This window comes from Pseudonocardia sp. ICBG1142 (assembly GCF_020496255.1).
Lineage (GTDB): Bacteria > Actinomycetota > Actinomycetes > Mycobacteriales > Pseudonocardiaceae > Pseudonocardia.
This window is the reverse complement of record NZ_JAHLJC010000031.1, coordinates 1047719-1061200: the sequence shown is the minus strand read 5'-3', so window position 1 is coordinate 1061200 and position 13482 is coordinate 1047719. Positions and strand designations below refer to the sequence as shown.

The 13482-nt window shown below is 75.0% G+C and carries 14 protein-coding genes; 9 read left to right on the top strand and 5 right to left on the bottom strand.

Going from position 1 to position 13482, the window contains the following annotated elements; genetic code table 11:
* Positions 1 to 19: 19 nt before the first annotated feature.
* From KPL59_RS29175 to KPL59_RS29145, 7 genes are all read left to right on the top strand, one after another.
* On the top strand, positions 20 to 1216 hold the full coding sequence (locus KPL59_RS29175; protein WP_226362677.1) for an ABC transporter substrate-binding protein: 1197 nt from the start codon (positions 20 to 22) through the stop codon (positions 1214 to 1216).
* Positions 1213 to 2334: an iron ABC transporter permease gene (locus KPL59_RS29170; protein ID WP_226350808.1), complete on the top strand. Its 1122-nt coding sequence runs from the start codon at positions 1213 to 1215 to the stop codon at positions 2332 to 2334. Before KPL59_RS29175 ends, KPL59_RS29170 begins: the two co-directional genes overlap by 4 nt.
* On the top strand, positions 2331 to 3152 hold the full coding sequence (locus KPL59_RS29165) for an ABC transporter ATP-binding protein (protein WP_226362676.1): 822 nt from the start codon (positions 2331 to 2333) through the stop codon (positions 3150 to 3152). The genes KPL59_RS29170 and KPL59_RS29165 overlap by 4 nt, the downstream gene beginning before the upstream one ends.
* A gap of 417 nt (positions 3153 to 3569) precedes the next feature.
* Complete coding sequence (locus tag KPL59_RS29160; protein WP_020625931.1) at positions 3570 to 4397, top strand: uridine monophosphate kinase; 828 nt, start codon at positions 3570 to 3572, stop codon at positions 4395 to 4397.
* Positions 4394 to 5203, top strand: a complete 810-nt coding sequence (locus KPL59_RS29155; protein WP_226362675.1) for a molybdenum storage protein subunit alpha — start codon at positions 4394 to 4396, stop codon at positions 5201 to 5203. The genes KPL59_RS29160 and KPL59_RS29155 overlap by 4 nt, the downstream gene beginning before the upstream one ends.
* Before the next feature lie 59 nt (positions 5204 to 5262).
* Complete coding sequence (locus tag KPL59_RS29150) at positions 5263 to 6423, top strand: epoxide hydrolase family protein (protein ID WP_226362674.1); 1161 nt, start codon at positions 5263 to 5265, stop codon at positions 6421 to 6423.
* 113 nt (positions 6424 to 6536) lie between these two features.
* Positions 6537 to 7886, top strand: a complete 1350-nt coding sequence (locus KPL59_RS29145) for a uracil-xanthine permease family protein (RefSeq protein ID WP_226350812.1) — start codon at positions 6537 to 6539, stop codon at positions 7884 to 7886.
* A gap of 25 nt (positions 7887 to 7911) precedes the next feature.
* On the opposite strand, the gene KPL59_RS29140 is transcribed toward KPL59_RS29145, so the two are convergent.
* Positions 7912 to 8574, bottom strand: coding sequence for a TVP38/TMEM64 family protein (locus KPL59_RS29140; RefSeq protein ID WP_226362673.1), 663 nt, complete (start codon positions 8572 to 8574; stop codon positions 7912 to 7914).
* Positions 8575 to 8741: 167 nt separating this feature from the next.
* On the opposite strand from KPL59_RS29140, the gene KPL59_RS29135 reads away from it, so the two are divergent.
* Positions 8742 to 9134 carry a hypothetical protein gene (locus KPL59_RS29135; protein WP_020625936.1) on the top strand — a complete coding sequence of 131 codons (393 nt, stop codon included), beginning with the start codon at positions 8742 to 8744 and terminating at the stop codon, positions 9132 to 9134.
* On the opposite strand, the gene KPL59_RS29130 is transcribed toward KPL59_RS29135, so the two are convergent.
* Genes KPL59_RS29130 through KPL59_RS29115 form a run of 4 tightly spaced genes read right to left on the bottom strand, consistent with a single transcriptional unit; the run spans position 9097 to position 11997 of the window.
* A complete protein-coding gene (locus tag KPL59_RS29130) occupies positions 9097 to 9309 on the bottom strand; it encodes a hypothetical protein (RefSeq protein ID WP_226350815.1) in 213 nt (70 codons plus the stop codon). The genes KPL59_RS29135 and KPL59_RS29130 overlap by 38 nt on opposite strands.
* Positions 9310 to 9312: 3 nt before the next feature.
* Positions 9313 to 10359, bottom strand: coding sequence for a DUF4185 domain-containing protein (locus tag KPL59_RS29125; protein WP_226350816.1), 1047 nt, complete (start codon positions 10357 to 10359; stop codon positions 9313 to 9315).
* Between the two features lie 10 nt (positions 10360 to 10369).
* Positions 10370 to 11113 (bottom strand): enoyl-CoA hydratase/isomerase family protein, encoded by a 744-nt coding sequence (locus KPL59_RS29120; protein WP_226350817.1) that lies wholly within the window; start codon positions 11111 to 11113, stop codon positions 10370 to 10372.
* Complete coding sequence (locus KPL59_RS29115) at positions 11113 to 11997, bottom strand: alpha/beta fold hydrolase (protein ID WP_226350818.1); 885 nt, start codon at positions 11995 to 11997, stop codon at positions 11113 to 11115. The genes KPL59_RS29120 and KPL59_RS29115 overlap by 1 nt, the downstream gene beginning before the upstream one ends.
* 188 nt (positions 11998 to 12185) lie before the next feature.
* Here KPL59_RS29115 and KPL59_RS29110 point away from each other — a divergent pair, with 188 nt between their 5' ends.
* Positions 12186 to 13472, top strand: a complete 1287-nt coding sequence (locus KPL59_RS29110) for an MFS transporter (RefSeq protein WP_226350819.1) — start codon at positions 12186 to 12188, stop codon at positions 13470 to 13472.
* Positions 13473 to 13482 lie beyond the last annotated feature (10 nt).

The following is a 13482-nucleotide window of genomic DNA, read 5'->3' as shown; positions in this document are numbered from 1 at the left end:
CATATGTGAGACTGTTCAGGTGACGCGTCATCGATGGGTCCTCGCGGCCCTGCTCGCACTGGCCGTCGTCGCAGGGTGCTCCGCGCCCGCCACGGCACCGCCCGCCCCCGGTGGGGCCGGCGCCGCGGCGCAGGACTGCGTGCCGGGCGCCGCGTCCGCCCCGGACGACACGGTCGCCTTCACCCACGCCACCAATGTCACGATCACCGGCGGCGACGGCTACCGGGTCCTGACCGTCCGCACGCCCTTCCCGGGTGGGCAGCCGCAGTCGGTGGTGCTCGTCGGCTGCGGGCAGGGCGACCCGGCGCTGCCCGCAGCACTCGCCGGGGCCCCGGTCGTGCACACCCCGGTGAGCGGGATCTTCGCCGGCTCGACCACCCAGCTGCCGATGATCACCGAGCTGGGTGGGCTCGACCGGATCACCGGCGTCGGCGGGGCCGCGCTGGTCACCGACCCGGCCGTGCGTGCCCGCGTCGCCTCCGGGGCCGCCGTCGACTTCGCGCCGAACTCGACGATCGACGCCGAGGCGGTCGTGGCCGCCGCGCCGCCGGTCGTGCTCTCGGCCGGGACCGACGACGCGGCGTTCCCGGCACTGTCCGCGGCCGGGAGCCCGGTGGTCGGCTGGGCGGACTACCTGGAGACCGGCCCGCTCGGCCAGGCCGAGTGGATCAAGGTCGCGGGGGCGCTGACCGGTCAGGACGCCCGCGCCGCGGAGATCTTCGACGGCATCGCGGGCCGCTACGCCGATCTCGCCGGTCGCGTGCGCGGCCTGCCCCCGACCCCGATCGTCGCCGGTCAGCCCTACCAGGGCACCTGGAACGTCCCGGCCGCCGAGTCGACCGCCGGCATTCTCTTCCGCGACGCCGGTGCCACCTGGCTGGGTGCCGGGATGCCGGGCACCGGCACCCAGGCGCAATCGCTGGAGCGGGTGCTGGCCGACGACGGCGACGCCCGCATCTGGCTCGCCGACGGCCCGTTCGCCACGACCGCCGACGTCGCCGCGGTCGACCCGCGGCTGTCCTCGCTCGCCGCGGTCCGCCCCGGCGGGCAGCTGTGGACCCGCGACAGGGCCACCACCCCCGACGGCGGCAACCCCCTCTACGAGCGCTGCGCGCTGCACCAGGACGAGATCCTCGCCGACCTCGTCGCGATCCTGCACCCAGAGGTCCTGCCGGGCCACGCCTTCACCTACTACCGGCAGGTGCCCGCCGGATGAGGCCGGCCGCACCGGCGTCGCCCGCCGCGGCGAGCCGGGTCTCGGACCGGGCCGGGCAGCGCTCGGGACGCCGCGCACCGCTGGTCCTGGTGCTGCTCGCGGCCGGGGTCGTCGTGCTGTTCGCCCTCGCCGTGTCGACCGGTTCGGTGGTGATCGGGCTCGACCGGACGCTGTCGGCGCTGTTCGGCACCGGCACCCCCGACGCCCGGCTCGACCTGCTCGTCACCGACCTGCGGGTGCCGCGGGCGGTGACCGCGACGGCCGTCGGTGTCGGGCTGGGCACCGCGGGGCTGCTCACCCAGACCCTGTTCCGCAACCCGCTGGCCGAGCCCTACGTGCTCGGGGTCAGCGCGGGCGCCGGGCTCGGCGTCGCGCTGGTGACCACCCTCGGGGCGGCTGCGGGGGCCGCGGCGTTCGCCACCGGCGGGCTGGGGGCAACACCGGTCGTCGGGGGACGGTTCACCACGGTCGCGGCCGCGGCGGTCGGTGCCGCCGCCGTGCTCGCGCTGGTGCTGGCGCTGTCGCGGTTCGCCCGGTCGGTGACCGCGCTGCTGGTGATCGGCGTGATGCTGGGGTCGGCGGTCACCTCGGTGGTCAGCCTGCTGCTGGTCTGGACCGACCCGCGCACCGCGCAGCAGTACCTGATGTGGGGCCTCGGCTCGGTGTCCGGCGTCGGCCGCGGCGAGCTGCCGATCCTCGGTGGGATCGTCGCGGCCGGGCTGGTGGGGGTCCTCGTGCTGGCCAAGCCGCTGGACGGACTGCTGCTCGGCGACGACTACGCCCGCACCGCAGGCGTCGACGTCGCCCGGGTGCGGCTGGCAGTGCTGGGGGTCGCCGCGGTGCTCGCCGGGACGGTCACCGCGTTCTGCGGGCCGATCGGGTTCCTCGGCATCGCCGTGCCGCACCTGGCCCGGTTGGCGGTCGGCACCTCGCGGCACCGGGTGCTCGTCCCGGCCACCGCGCTGACCGGTGCGCTGGTCGGGCTGGCGTGTGCGGTCGTCGCGAACCCGCCGGGGGTCGGCACGGTGATCCCGCTTAACGTGGTGACCTCGCTGGTCGGGGCACCGGTGGTGATCGCGGTGCTGCTGCGCTCCCGACGCCTGGGCGCGGCCTGGTGAACGCCGGGCTGGTGCTGACCGGGCTCGTCGCCGGGTACGCGCAGGGCGGGGCGCTGCGCCGGGCCCGGGTGTGCCCGGTGCTGTCCCGGGTGGACGCCGTCGCCGCGCGGGGCGAGCTGACCGTGCTGCTCGGGGCGAACGGCACGGGCAAGTCGACGCTGCTGCGGACGCTCGCCGGGCTGCAGCCCGCGCTGGGCGGCGCGGTGACCCTCGACGGCACCGACCTGCTGGCGCTGCGGCCGCCCGAACGGGCCCGCCGGGTCGGTGTGGTGCTGACCGACCGGCCGGACCCCGGGCAGCTGACCGGCCGCGACGTCGTCGAGCTGGGGCGGTTGCCGCACACCGGCGCCGCCGGTGTGCTCACCGCGGGGGACGAGGCCGCCGTCGACGCCGCGATCGACGCGGTCCGCGCCGGCCCCCTGGCCGGACGTCCGTTGGCCCGGATGTCCGACGGCGAGCGGCAGCGGATGATGGTCGCCCGCGCACTGGCCCAGCAGCCGTCGCTGCTGCTGCTCGACGAGCCGAGCGCGTTCCTCGACGTCTCCTCCCGGGTCGCGCTGCTCGGGACGCTGCGCCGGCTCGCGCGGGAGCAGGACCTCGCGGTGCTGCTGTCCACCCACGACCTGGAACCGGCGCTGCGCCTGGCGGACCGGGCCTGGCTGCTCGACGGCGCCGGCGCGCTGCGCACGGGGACGCCCGGCGCGCTGCGCACGGGGACGCCCGGCGAGCTGGCCGCCTCCGGTGCGGTGGGGGCGGCGTTCGACACCGACGAACTGGCCTTCGACGCGCCCACCGGGACGTTCCGCCTGCGCGTCTGAGGCGCCGTGCCGCAGTGCCGCCGTGCCGCAGTGCTGGCGCGCTGCCCTGCACCCGTCCGACCGTATCGCCCCCGTCCGCTCGTGCCCGGCGTCGGGATGCGAGCGGCGGGGCCGGAAGCCGTGCGACGCCGCGCGTAGCGGGGGTGTGCCGTGGGTGCGGGGGCGGAGCGCGGAGTGGGCCGGAGCTGCGGAGCGGGCTCCGGCCAGTGGCAGGGATCACCCGGACGGCGTCGTGACCAGCGGATGCGGGCCGGTCGAGCGCGACCGGCCGCGCCGACGGAGCGCCGCCCGGGTCCGGTACCGCAGCCCGGCCGATGGCGCCCGTGGCGTCGGCGGCACGACGCTGCCCGGAGTCGCTAGGTTCGCCTCGACCGCGCGGCCCGTCCGGGTGCGCGCACCCGAACACGAGGAGATGCGATGACGCACGCCGCGAGCGCGGCCGAGCTCGAGTCGCTGCTGCTGACCCGGTCGCTCGATGACCCGGAGCTCGCCGCGGCCACCGAGCGGACGTCCGACACCCGGGTCCTACCCGACGTGTCGGTGGTCAAGGTCGGTGGACAGAGCTTCATCGACCGTGGCCGTGAGGCGGTGTTCCCGCTGGTCGAGGAGCTGCTGGAGGCCCGGTCGACGCACCGGCTGCTGATCGGCACCGGCGGCGGCACCCGCGCCCGGCACGCGTACTCCCTGGCCGCCGAGCTCGGCCTGCCCACCGGTGTGCTCAGCTCGGTCGGCAGCGCCGTCGCCGGGCAGAACGCCACCATGCTCGGCTACCTGATGGCCCGGCACGGGGTGCCGGTCGTCGCCGGGGGCGGGTTCGACGCGCTGCCCCTGTCGTTGTCCGAGGTCCGGGCGGCGATCTTCGCGGGCATGCCGCCGTACGCGATGTGGCAGCCCCTGCCCGACGAGGGCGTGATCCCGCCCTACCGCACCGACGCGGGCTGCTACCTGGTCGCCGAGACCTACGGCTGCAAGAACATGATCTTCGTCAAGGACGAGGACGGCCTCTACACCGCTAACCCGAAGAACGACCCGTCGGCGACGCTGATCCCGGAGATCACCGTCGACGAGCTGATCGAGCGGGACCTCCCCGACCTGATCGTCGAGCGCCCGGTGCTGGAGCTCATGCGGCACGCGACGCACGTCCGCTCGATCCAGATCGTCAACGGTCTCAAGCCCGGCAACCTCACCCGCGCGCTCGCCGGCGAGCACGTGGGCACGATCATCACCGCGGGAGACGCCCGATGAGCACCACCCACCCCAAGGACGTCGAGTCCCCGCTGGCCCGCCAGACCCTGCTCGACCGCGAGCAGGTCCGCCCCGTCGACCAGCAGCAGCCGGTCATCCGGATGCTGCCCCGCCTGCGCGTCGTCGTGCTCGGCGGCCGCTCGATCATCGACCGCGGCCGCGACGTGCTGCTGCCGATCGTCGAGGAGCTGCGCGCCGCGATCTCCGGGGACCCGCTGCTGATCGCCACCGGCGCCGGGATCCGCGCCCGGCACGCGCTCGGCGTCGGCCTCGACCTGGGCCTGCCGACCGGTGCGCTCGCCGAGATCGCCGGTCGTGAGGCCGAGCAGAACGGGCATCTGGTCGCCGCGCTGCTCGCCGAGCAGGGCGTCGCCTACCTCGGGCACGACACGGTCGCCCACCAGCTCCCGGTGCACCTGGCCGCGTCCAACGCCGCCGTCACCAACGGCTACCCGCCCTACGGCGTGCACGAGCTGCCCGCGGCGGCGGGGAAGATCCCGCCGCACCGCACCGACACCGGCGCGCTGCTGCTGGCCGACGCCTGGGGTGCCGCGTCGCTGACCTACGTCCGCGACGTCGACGGCGTGCTCGACGGGGGCCTCGACGGGGGCACCGTGCTGCGCACGGCGACCGCGGCCGACCTGCTCGCCGATCCCGCCCGGCCCCTGCCGATCGACCGGGAGGCCCTGCGCACGCTGCAGCGCGCCCGGCACGTCCGGTCGGTGCAGATCGTCAACGGCACCGTCGCCGGGACCGTGACGAAGGCCCTCGCCGGGGAGCACGTCGGGACCGTCGTCTCGGCCTGACCGCGGCACGCGGACCGGAGGAGTCCGGGTTCGGTGCCACGGTCGGCGCCATGGCACCTATGGCACCGACGGCACCGCTGGCACCGAACCCGTTCCCCGTCCCGCAGGCGGAGATCGACCGTCTGCACGCCCGCCTCGACGACACCCGCTGGCCGGACGTGCCGTCCGGCGCGGGGTGGTCCTACGGCGTCCCGCCCGGTCACCTGCGTGAGCTCGCCGACCGCTGGCGGCACCGCTTCGACTGGCGGGCCGTGGAGGAGCGGCTGGCCGCGGACTCCGTCGTCGTCGACACCCCCGACCACGCCGGGGTGCACGCGCTGTACCGCCGTTCGACGCGGCCCGATGCCGTCCCGCTGCTGCTGGTGCACGGCTGGCCGTCCACCCCGGCGGAGTTCCTCGGGCTGCTGGGGCCGCTCACCGAACCCGGGGACGCGACGCTCCCGGCGTTCCACGTCGTCGCCCCGTCACTGCCCGGGTTCGGGTTCTCCGGTCCGACCCGCGACCTCGGCTGGGACGTCGACCGGCACGCCCGCTGCCTCACCGACCTCATGTCGGCCCTGGGCCACGACCGCTTCCTGGCCCAGGGCGGCGACTACGGCTCGATGATCGCGCCCGAGATCGCCCGCCGGGATCCCGGCCGGGTGCTCGGGGTGCACCTCAACGCGCTGGTCGGCGCGTCCCCCGACCCGTCGGCGGCCGACCCGCTCGCCGGCCTGACCGACGCCGAGCGGGCCCGTGTCGCCGAGCTCGGCGAGACCTGGCCCGGGCGCAGCGGCTACGCCGCGATCCAGAGCACCCGCCCGTCCACGCTCGGCTACGCGATGACCGACTCCCCGGTCGGGCTGCTGGCCTGGCACCTCGAGTGGTTCGTCGACTACGACCCGGACACGACCCGGCAGACCCCCGTGGACCCGGACGCCTACCTCGCCGACGTCGCGAGCTTCTGGTTCACCCGCACCGCCGGGTCCGCGATGCGCCTGTACCGGGAGATCGCGCCCACGGCGTTCCGGGAGACCCGCCCGCCGTCGGGGGTGCCGACCGCGGTGCTGAACCTGCTCGGCGACCACGCCGTGCGGCCGTTCGTGGAGCGCTCGCACCGGGTGGTGCGCTGGACCGAGCACGACCGCGGCGGGCACTTCGCCGCGCTGCAGGCCCCGGACCTGCTGCTCGACGACGTCCGGGCCTTCGCCGCGACCCTGTCCGGGGCGATCGGCACCTGAGCGCCGCCGGGCGAGGCCGGCGTCCCCCGAACCGGACGAAACAGCTGTAACGGCGCGTCACACGGGTGTCATCCGGACGGGGCACCGTCGTCGCATCCGACCGAGGAGGAGCGATGGCGACCACCGCACCCCGACCCGCGCCCACGCCGGACCGCAGTGACATCGAGACGATGCCGCCGCTGCGCGAGGCCGTCCCGCTCGGGCTGCAGCACGTGCTGGCCATGTTCGCCAGCAACCTGACCCCGGCGTTCCTGCTGGCCGCCGCGGTGGAGGCGACACCGGCCCAGCGGACCCTGCTCATCCAGGGGGCGCTGCTGTGCGCCGGCCTCGCGACGCTGCTGCAGACCATCGGGTTCTCCATCGTCGGCGGCCGGCTGCCGATCATGATGGGCTCGGGGTTCGTGTTCATCTCGGTCGCGGTGCCGCTGGCCGCCGAGCGAGGGCTCGCCGCGGTATGGGGCGCGGTGCTGGTCACCGCGGTCGTCCAGGTGGTGATCGCGCTGAACATCCACCGGATCGCCTGGCTGTTCCCGCCCCTGGTCACCGGCACGATCATCCTGGTGATCGGGCTCGGTCTGCTGCCGTCGGCGTTCACCCTCGCCGCGGGCGGGGCGGGCTCGCCGACCTTCGGCGCCGCGGCGAACCTGGGGCTGGCCGCGTTCGTGCTCGTCCTCGCCGTCGTGCTCAACCGGTGGGGGCGCGGGCTGCTCGGCACGGCGGCGGTGCTGATCTCGCTGGTCGTGGGCTACCTCGTCGCGCTGGCGCTGGGCATGGTGGACCTGGCCGGGGTCGGGCCCGCGGGCTGGGTGGCGTTCCCGACGCCGTTCGCGTTCGGGCTGAGCTTCGACGTGGTCGCGATCCTGACCGTGGCCGTCGTCGGCGTGGTCAACATGGTCGACTCCGTGGGGACCGTCAACGCCGTCACCCAGGCCGGGGCCCGGCGCCCCGCCACCACCCGGGAGCTGCGCGGCGGGATCCTAGCCGAGGGCGGCAGCGCGCTGCTCGGCGCGGTCTTCTCCGCGCTGCCCACCACCATGTTCAGCCAGAACATCGGGCTCATCGCGCTCACCCGCCAGATGAGCAGGCACGTGGTGACGATCGCGGCCGGGGTCCTCGTCGCGATGGCGCTGCTGCCCAAGGCCGCGGCGGTGATCGGGGCGACGCCGCCCGCGGTGCTCGGGGGCGGGGTCGTGCTGCTGTTCGGAATGGTGTGCGCCATCGGGATCCAGATGCTCACCGAGCGCGGCCTCGACCAGCGTGCCCTGGTGGTCGTCGCGCTGTCGGTCGGGCTCGGGCGCGGCCTGGCGTCGGTGCCGAACCTGCTGGCGCTGGTGCCCGGGCAGTGGCGCCCGCTGCTGGAGTCCGGCGTCGTCGTGACGGCGGTGGTGGCAGTGCTGCTGAACCTGGTGCTGCCGGGCCGTCCCGAGCGAGACGCCGCGACGGCGGGCACACCGCCCGCGTGAGGACCGGCCGGCCGGCCGTGGCGGGTCAGGCCACCGGGGCCGGCGGCACCGGTGCCGGCGCCGTCCGCCCGGCCGTCCTCCCGGCCCGCCGCCGTGTCCGGGACGCCACCAGCGCCGCGACGGTCAGCACCACCAGCCCGGCGACCGCGACGAGGAACGGCACCGAGCCCGGGTCCCCGCCGTAGGCGCCGATGGTCACGAACGCCACGGCCGAGGGCAGCACGCCCAGCACGGACCCGGCGAGGTAGTCGCGCAGCCGGATCGCGGTCAGCCCGCAGGCGTAGCTGAGCACCGGGAACGGGATCACCGGCAGCAGCCTGCCCCCGGCGACGGCCCACAGCCCGCCCCGGCGCAGCCGTGCGTCGAGACGGCGGATGCGGGCGCTGCCGATCCCGGCGACGACCTCGCGGCCCAGCGTCCGCGACAGCACGAAGCCGATCAGCGAGCCGGCGGCGACCGCGGTCATCGTCGTCGCCAGGCCGACGGGCAGGCCGAACAGGACGCCGGCGGCGATGCCCATCACGGTCGCGGGCGCCGGGACCAGGGTGAACCCGACGAACAGCAGCGTGAACAGGACCGGCGCCGCCCAGCCCGCGGCCGCCGTCGTCGCACGGACGCCCTCGACCGTCGGCCAGCCGGTGACCAGCAGGACCGCGGAGCCCGCGATCACCAGCGTCACCAGCAGCACGGGTCGCCACCATCGGGCCACCGTCGACCGCCTCCACCCGGATCTACGAGCGGGGGTACCCGCGGGGTTCGGGTGAGCATCGGCACGACCCGGTGAACGGCGACCGGTGTGCGGCGGCCGACGGTGTCCGGTGTGCGGGTGTCCGGTATGACACAGTTGTCGCCCTGATGAGACGTCCTGCGCGCACCCGCACCCTGCTGGGGTGGATCGCCGTCGCGTTCGTCGGGGTGTGGATCGTCGGGACGGTCGCGTTGATCGCGGCGGCGGGCGAGCGCGGCGCCGACGACCCCGCTGCGCTCTACGACCGTGCCGGCGCTGCGCTGCGGAGCCCCGACGGCGGTGCTCGGCTGCACGAGCTGCTGCTCGACGCCCCGGACCGGGGTTTCGCCGACGACTACGTCGAACGCCTGCAGGCGGCCGGGTCACCCGTCGTGCTGCCCACCGGAGCGGACCGGGTCGAGATCCGCTCGGGTCCGGTGCTGGTGACGCTGTCGGTCACCGAGGAGGCGGGCCGCTGGTACCTCAGCCTCCTGCCGCCCGGCGGGCAGGAACCCGGCTGACCCCGGGGCATCGCCACGGCCTCCTCGGCCGGAGCGCGGGCCCGGGGGCGGCCGCGACGACGACACCGGGGAACCCGGTCAGCAGCCGCGGCACGACCCGGCGCAGCCGCCGGACGGCGGCGGGAGCGTCGACGTCGTCGAGGCGGGCCTGCAGGACCAGCTCCCCGTTACCCACTTCTCATGACGACCGGACCTCGGACTGCTCCGTCCGCAGCAGCTCCGTGACGTCCGTCCGGAACTGCATCGCGCGGTACGGCCAGTGGGTGGTGGTGTTCCACTGGCTGACGACGAGGTGCAGGTCGTCGAGCGTCGAGCCGGGGACGACGTAGCCGCCGTAGAGCTGCGCGACGCGGCCGGTGGCGTGGTCCTCGTCGTCCCAGCCGCAGCCGGTGAGCACGGTGGTCCGCGGGGCACGGTGCAGGTCGGCGTTCGGCCGATCGAGCAGCAGCGTGTCGATCCGGTAGTTCCCGGCGTCGAAGACGGTGAGCAGCAGGTGCTCGCGCCCGTCCGGGCCCGGGACCCGGCGCAGGTTGAGCTCGCCGAAGGCACCCGGAAGCGTCAGCGTCGGCGGGTTGCCCCAGTCCCAGCGCTCCCCGGCGAAGCCCCACGGCTCCCACGCGTCGCGGTCGGTGATCCGGTCGGCGGGCACCCGGTGCAGCAGCAGACCGTCGCGGCGCTGGAAGCCGGTGGTGTAGGCGTAGACGTACCCGTCGCCGCCGTCGCACCAGGTCAGCTGCTGGAACAGGCCGTCGTGGTGGTCGCCGGGCCAGTCGCAGCCGGTGCGCTCCCAGGTGACGCCGTTGTCGCGGGAGGCGATGATCTCGCTCCACAGCACGTTGCCGAGGCCCTTGTTGGCCATGACGTGCAGGTACATCGTGTCGCCGACGGTGATGACGTCGGCGGGCAGGATCGTGGTGACGCGGCGGTGCAGCCGGAACCAGTTCGTCGCCGGCTTGCTGACGAGCCGGCAGGCGTAGTCCGCGGTGTCGCCACCGGAGCCGGTCCAGCGCAGGCCGGTCCGGAACCCGTCCGGGTCGGCGAACAGCACGACCGGGGAGCGCCAGCCGGGCCCGCCGACGCCGGCCCGCTCGAAGGTGTCGCCGAAGACGGCGACCAGGCGCCCGTCCGGCGCGGTGGCGAGGATGCCGAGGTCGGTGCCGCCGATCCCGAACCGGTCGGTGTGCCCGGGCCCGGTCAGGTCGGCGATCTTGGTCGTGACGGCCATGGCGGCGACCCTACGGCCGGTACCGCGCGATCGCGGCGCGGGTCGCGGGCAGCGCGAACACCTCCGCGAAGGTGTCGACGCTGGCCTCCACCGATCCGGTGATGCCCTGCTCGCGCCAGGTCTCGAGCAGCTCCTTCTGCGCCGCCAGGACCTCGCGGGTCGGGGCGAGCAGGGCCGCGACGAGCTCGTCGACGGCGGCGTCGAGCCCGGCGGGGGAGTCGACGAGCCGGTTCACCAGCGGGGCCGTCCCGGGTTCGTCGACCCGGTGCACGCTGCCGGTCAGGACCATCTCCTGGGCGAGCGCGGCGCCGACGTAGCGGGGCAGCAGCGCCGCGTCGACCACCGAGGGGATCCCGAGGCGCACCTCGGGCAGCCCCACCCGCACCCCGGTGTGGGCGACGCGCAGGTCGCAGGCCATGGCCAGCTCGAACGCGGCACCCAGGCAGGCGCCGTTCAGCCGGGCGATGGTCGGGACCGGCGCGGTGCGCACCGCACGCAGGCAGGCCGCGAGCCGGGTGATGATCGCGCGACCGTCGCCGGGGTCGGCGTCGCGGAAGGCGTCGAGGTGCATCCCGGCGCCGAAGGCCCGGTCCCCGGCCCCGGTGACCACGATGACCCGCACCCGGTCCGGGAGGTCGGTGACGGCCGCGGCGACCGCGTCGACGTCGACGAGGTGCAGGGCGTTCGCGGCGTCGGGGCGGTCCAGGGTGACGGTCCGGACGGGGCCGTCGTCGCGCACCCGCGGGGTCCCCATCAGTGCACCGTCCGCGGCGGCGCGGCCGCCGCGGCCACCGCGTCGGCGAACACCTGCGGCGCCTCGACCGGGACGAAGTGCCCGACGCCGTCGACGGCGGTGACGGTCACCTCGGTGAAGAACTCCGGGAGCCGGTCGGACCAGTCGCGTGGGAACAGCGGGTCGTGCTCGGGCCACAGGAACGCCGTCGGGACGGTGACCCGGTCGGCCGGTTCGGGCGCGGTCTCGGCCAGCGAGCGGGCGACCGCGCCACCGCCGGAGCGGTACCAGTTGATCGACGCGACGAACGCGCCCGGCGCCCCGTAGACGGCGGCGAGGTGGTCGAGGCGCTCGTCGTCGGGGGTGAACCCGGGCCCGGACCAGTGCGACCAGAAGTGGCGCAGGTACGCGCGGGCGGCACGGGTGTCGCCGTCGACGAGCTCGCGGGCCAGGTCGAGCTGGTGGAAGGACTGGTACCAGAACTCGCGCACCGGGTCCTCGCCCAGGATCCGCCTGCCGACACCGGGCGCCGGCGGGGTGACGACGAGCGCGCGCAGCAGGTCGGGCCGGTCCGCGGCGATCTGCTGGCCGACGCGGCTGCCAACGTCGTAGCCCGCGACGACCACCCCGGACAGGTCCAGCTCGTCCAGCAGCGCGGTCAGCGAGCGTGCCTGCGCGGCCGCCGAGTACTGCTCGGCCGGGTCGCGGTCGTGCTTCTCGGACGCGCCGAACCCGCGAAGGTCGGGGACGACCACGTCGTGCGCCGGGGCCAGCCGTGCGGCGACGGCGGCCATGTCCGTCCGGTCGCCCGGCCAGCCGTGCAGCAGCAGGACCGGCGGCGCACCGGGCTCGCCGTGGCGGTCGTAGGCCAGCCGGAAGCCGTCGGTGGCGGTGGACAGTGGCATCGCGGGGATCCTCCGGGGTCGTGGGGCGGCACCGGACCGCCCGGCCCGGTCTACCGAGAAGTGATGATGGGGTGCCCGGCGCGCGGCAGCGATACTCGGTTCGTTCCTCTCCCGATCGGTCCGGTCGATTTGTCGGGCCGCACCGGATACGGTTCGCCGACCGTTCGGCCGACACGTCAGGGGGAACCGTGTCCCAGCCAGCCAGCACCGGAACGACGGAGCGTCACCGTCTTCCGGTCCGGACGCTCGTCGCGGCGTCCATCGGCAACGCGGTCGAGTGGTACGACTGGACGATCTACGCGACGTTCTCGATCTACTTCGCGACGCAGATCTTCCCGGCCGACAGGGCCGCGCTCATCGCGACGCTGGCGACCTACGCGCTGGCCTTCTTCTTCCGGCCGTTGGGCGGTCTGCTGCTGGGCCGGTTCGCCGACCTCAAGGGTCGTCGGACCGCGATGCTGGTGACGATCCTGCTGATGGCGGGCGGCTCGTTCGTGATCGGCCTGCTGCCGACGTTCTCGATGATCGGCTGGTTCGCCCCGGTCCTGCTGCTGCTGGCCCGCATCGCGCAGGGCATGTCGCTGGGCGGGGAGGTCTCCAACGCCTCGGCCTACCTCGCCGAGATCGCCCCCCGTGAGCGGCGCGGGCGCTACTCGTCGTTCTTCTACATCTCCACCGGCACCGCGGTGCTGTTCGCCTCGCTCACCGGTTTCGTGCTGGCGGCGACGCTGACCGACGACCAGCTCGCCGCCTGGGGCTGGCGGATCCCGTTCCTGCTCGGCGGGGTGCTCGGCGTCATCGGGCTCTGGATGCGCCGTCAGATGAGCGAGACCGAGCAGTTCGAGGACAACAAGGAGTCGGCGGCCCGGATCCGCAACCCGCTCCTGCTGACCCTGCGCGAGCACCCGAAGGCGGTGGCGCAGCTCGTCGGCTTCACGATCCTGCACACCCTCTGCTACTACACGTTCTTCTCCGCGCTGACGCCGTTCGCCACCCGCTCCCGCGGCGCCGACGCGACCGAGGTGTTCCTCGCGCTCTCGATCGCCACGGCGATCTTCGTCCTCCTGCAGTACCCGATGGGGGCCGCCGCCGACCGCTGGGGCCGCCGACCCCAGATGCTCGTCTGGTCCGCGGCCACCGCGCTGCTCGTCGTCCCGCTGTCGTTCCTCATCGGGCCCGGCTTCTGGAACATGTTCGTCGTGTTCACCGTCGGGCTGGGGCTCTACACGGCGATGACCTCGGTCGCGCCGGCGATCATGAGCGAGCTGTTCCCGACGACGGTCCGCGCCCTGGGGATCGGCGCCTGGTACAACCTGACCGTCGCCGTGTTCGGCGGGACGGCGCCGCTGGTCATCGCCTCGCTGCAGGAGGCGGACCTGGCGATCCTGTTCTTCGTCTACGTCGCCGTCGGGGCGGTGATCTCCTTCGTCGCGGTGCTGACCCTGCCGGAGACGAAGGGCTCCGCCCTGAGCTGACCCCGGTAAC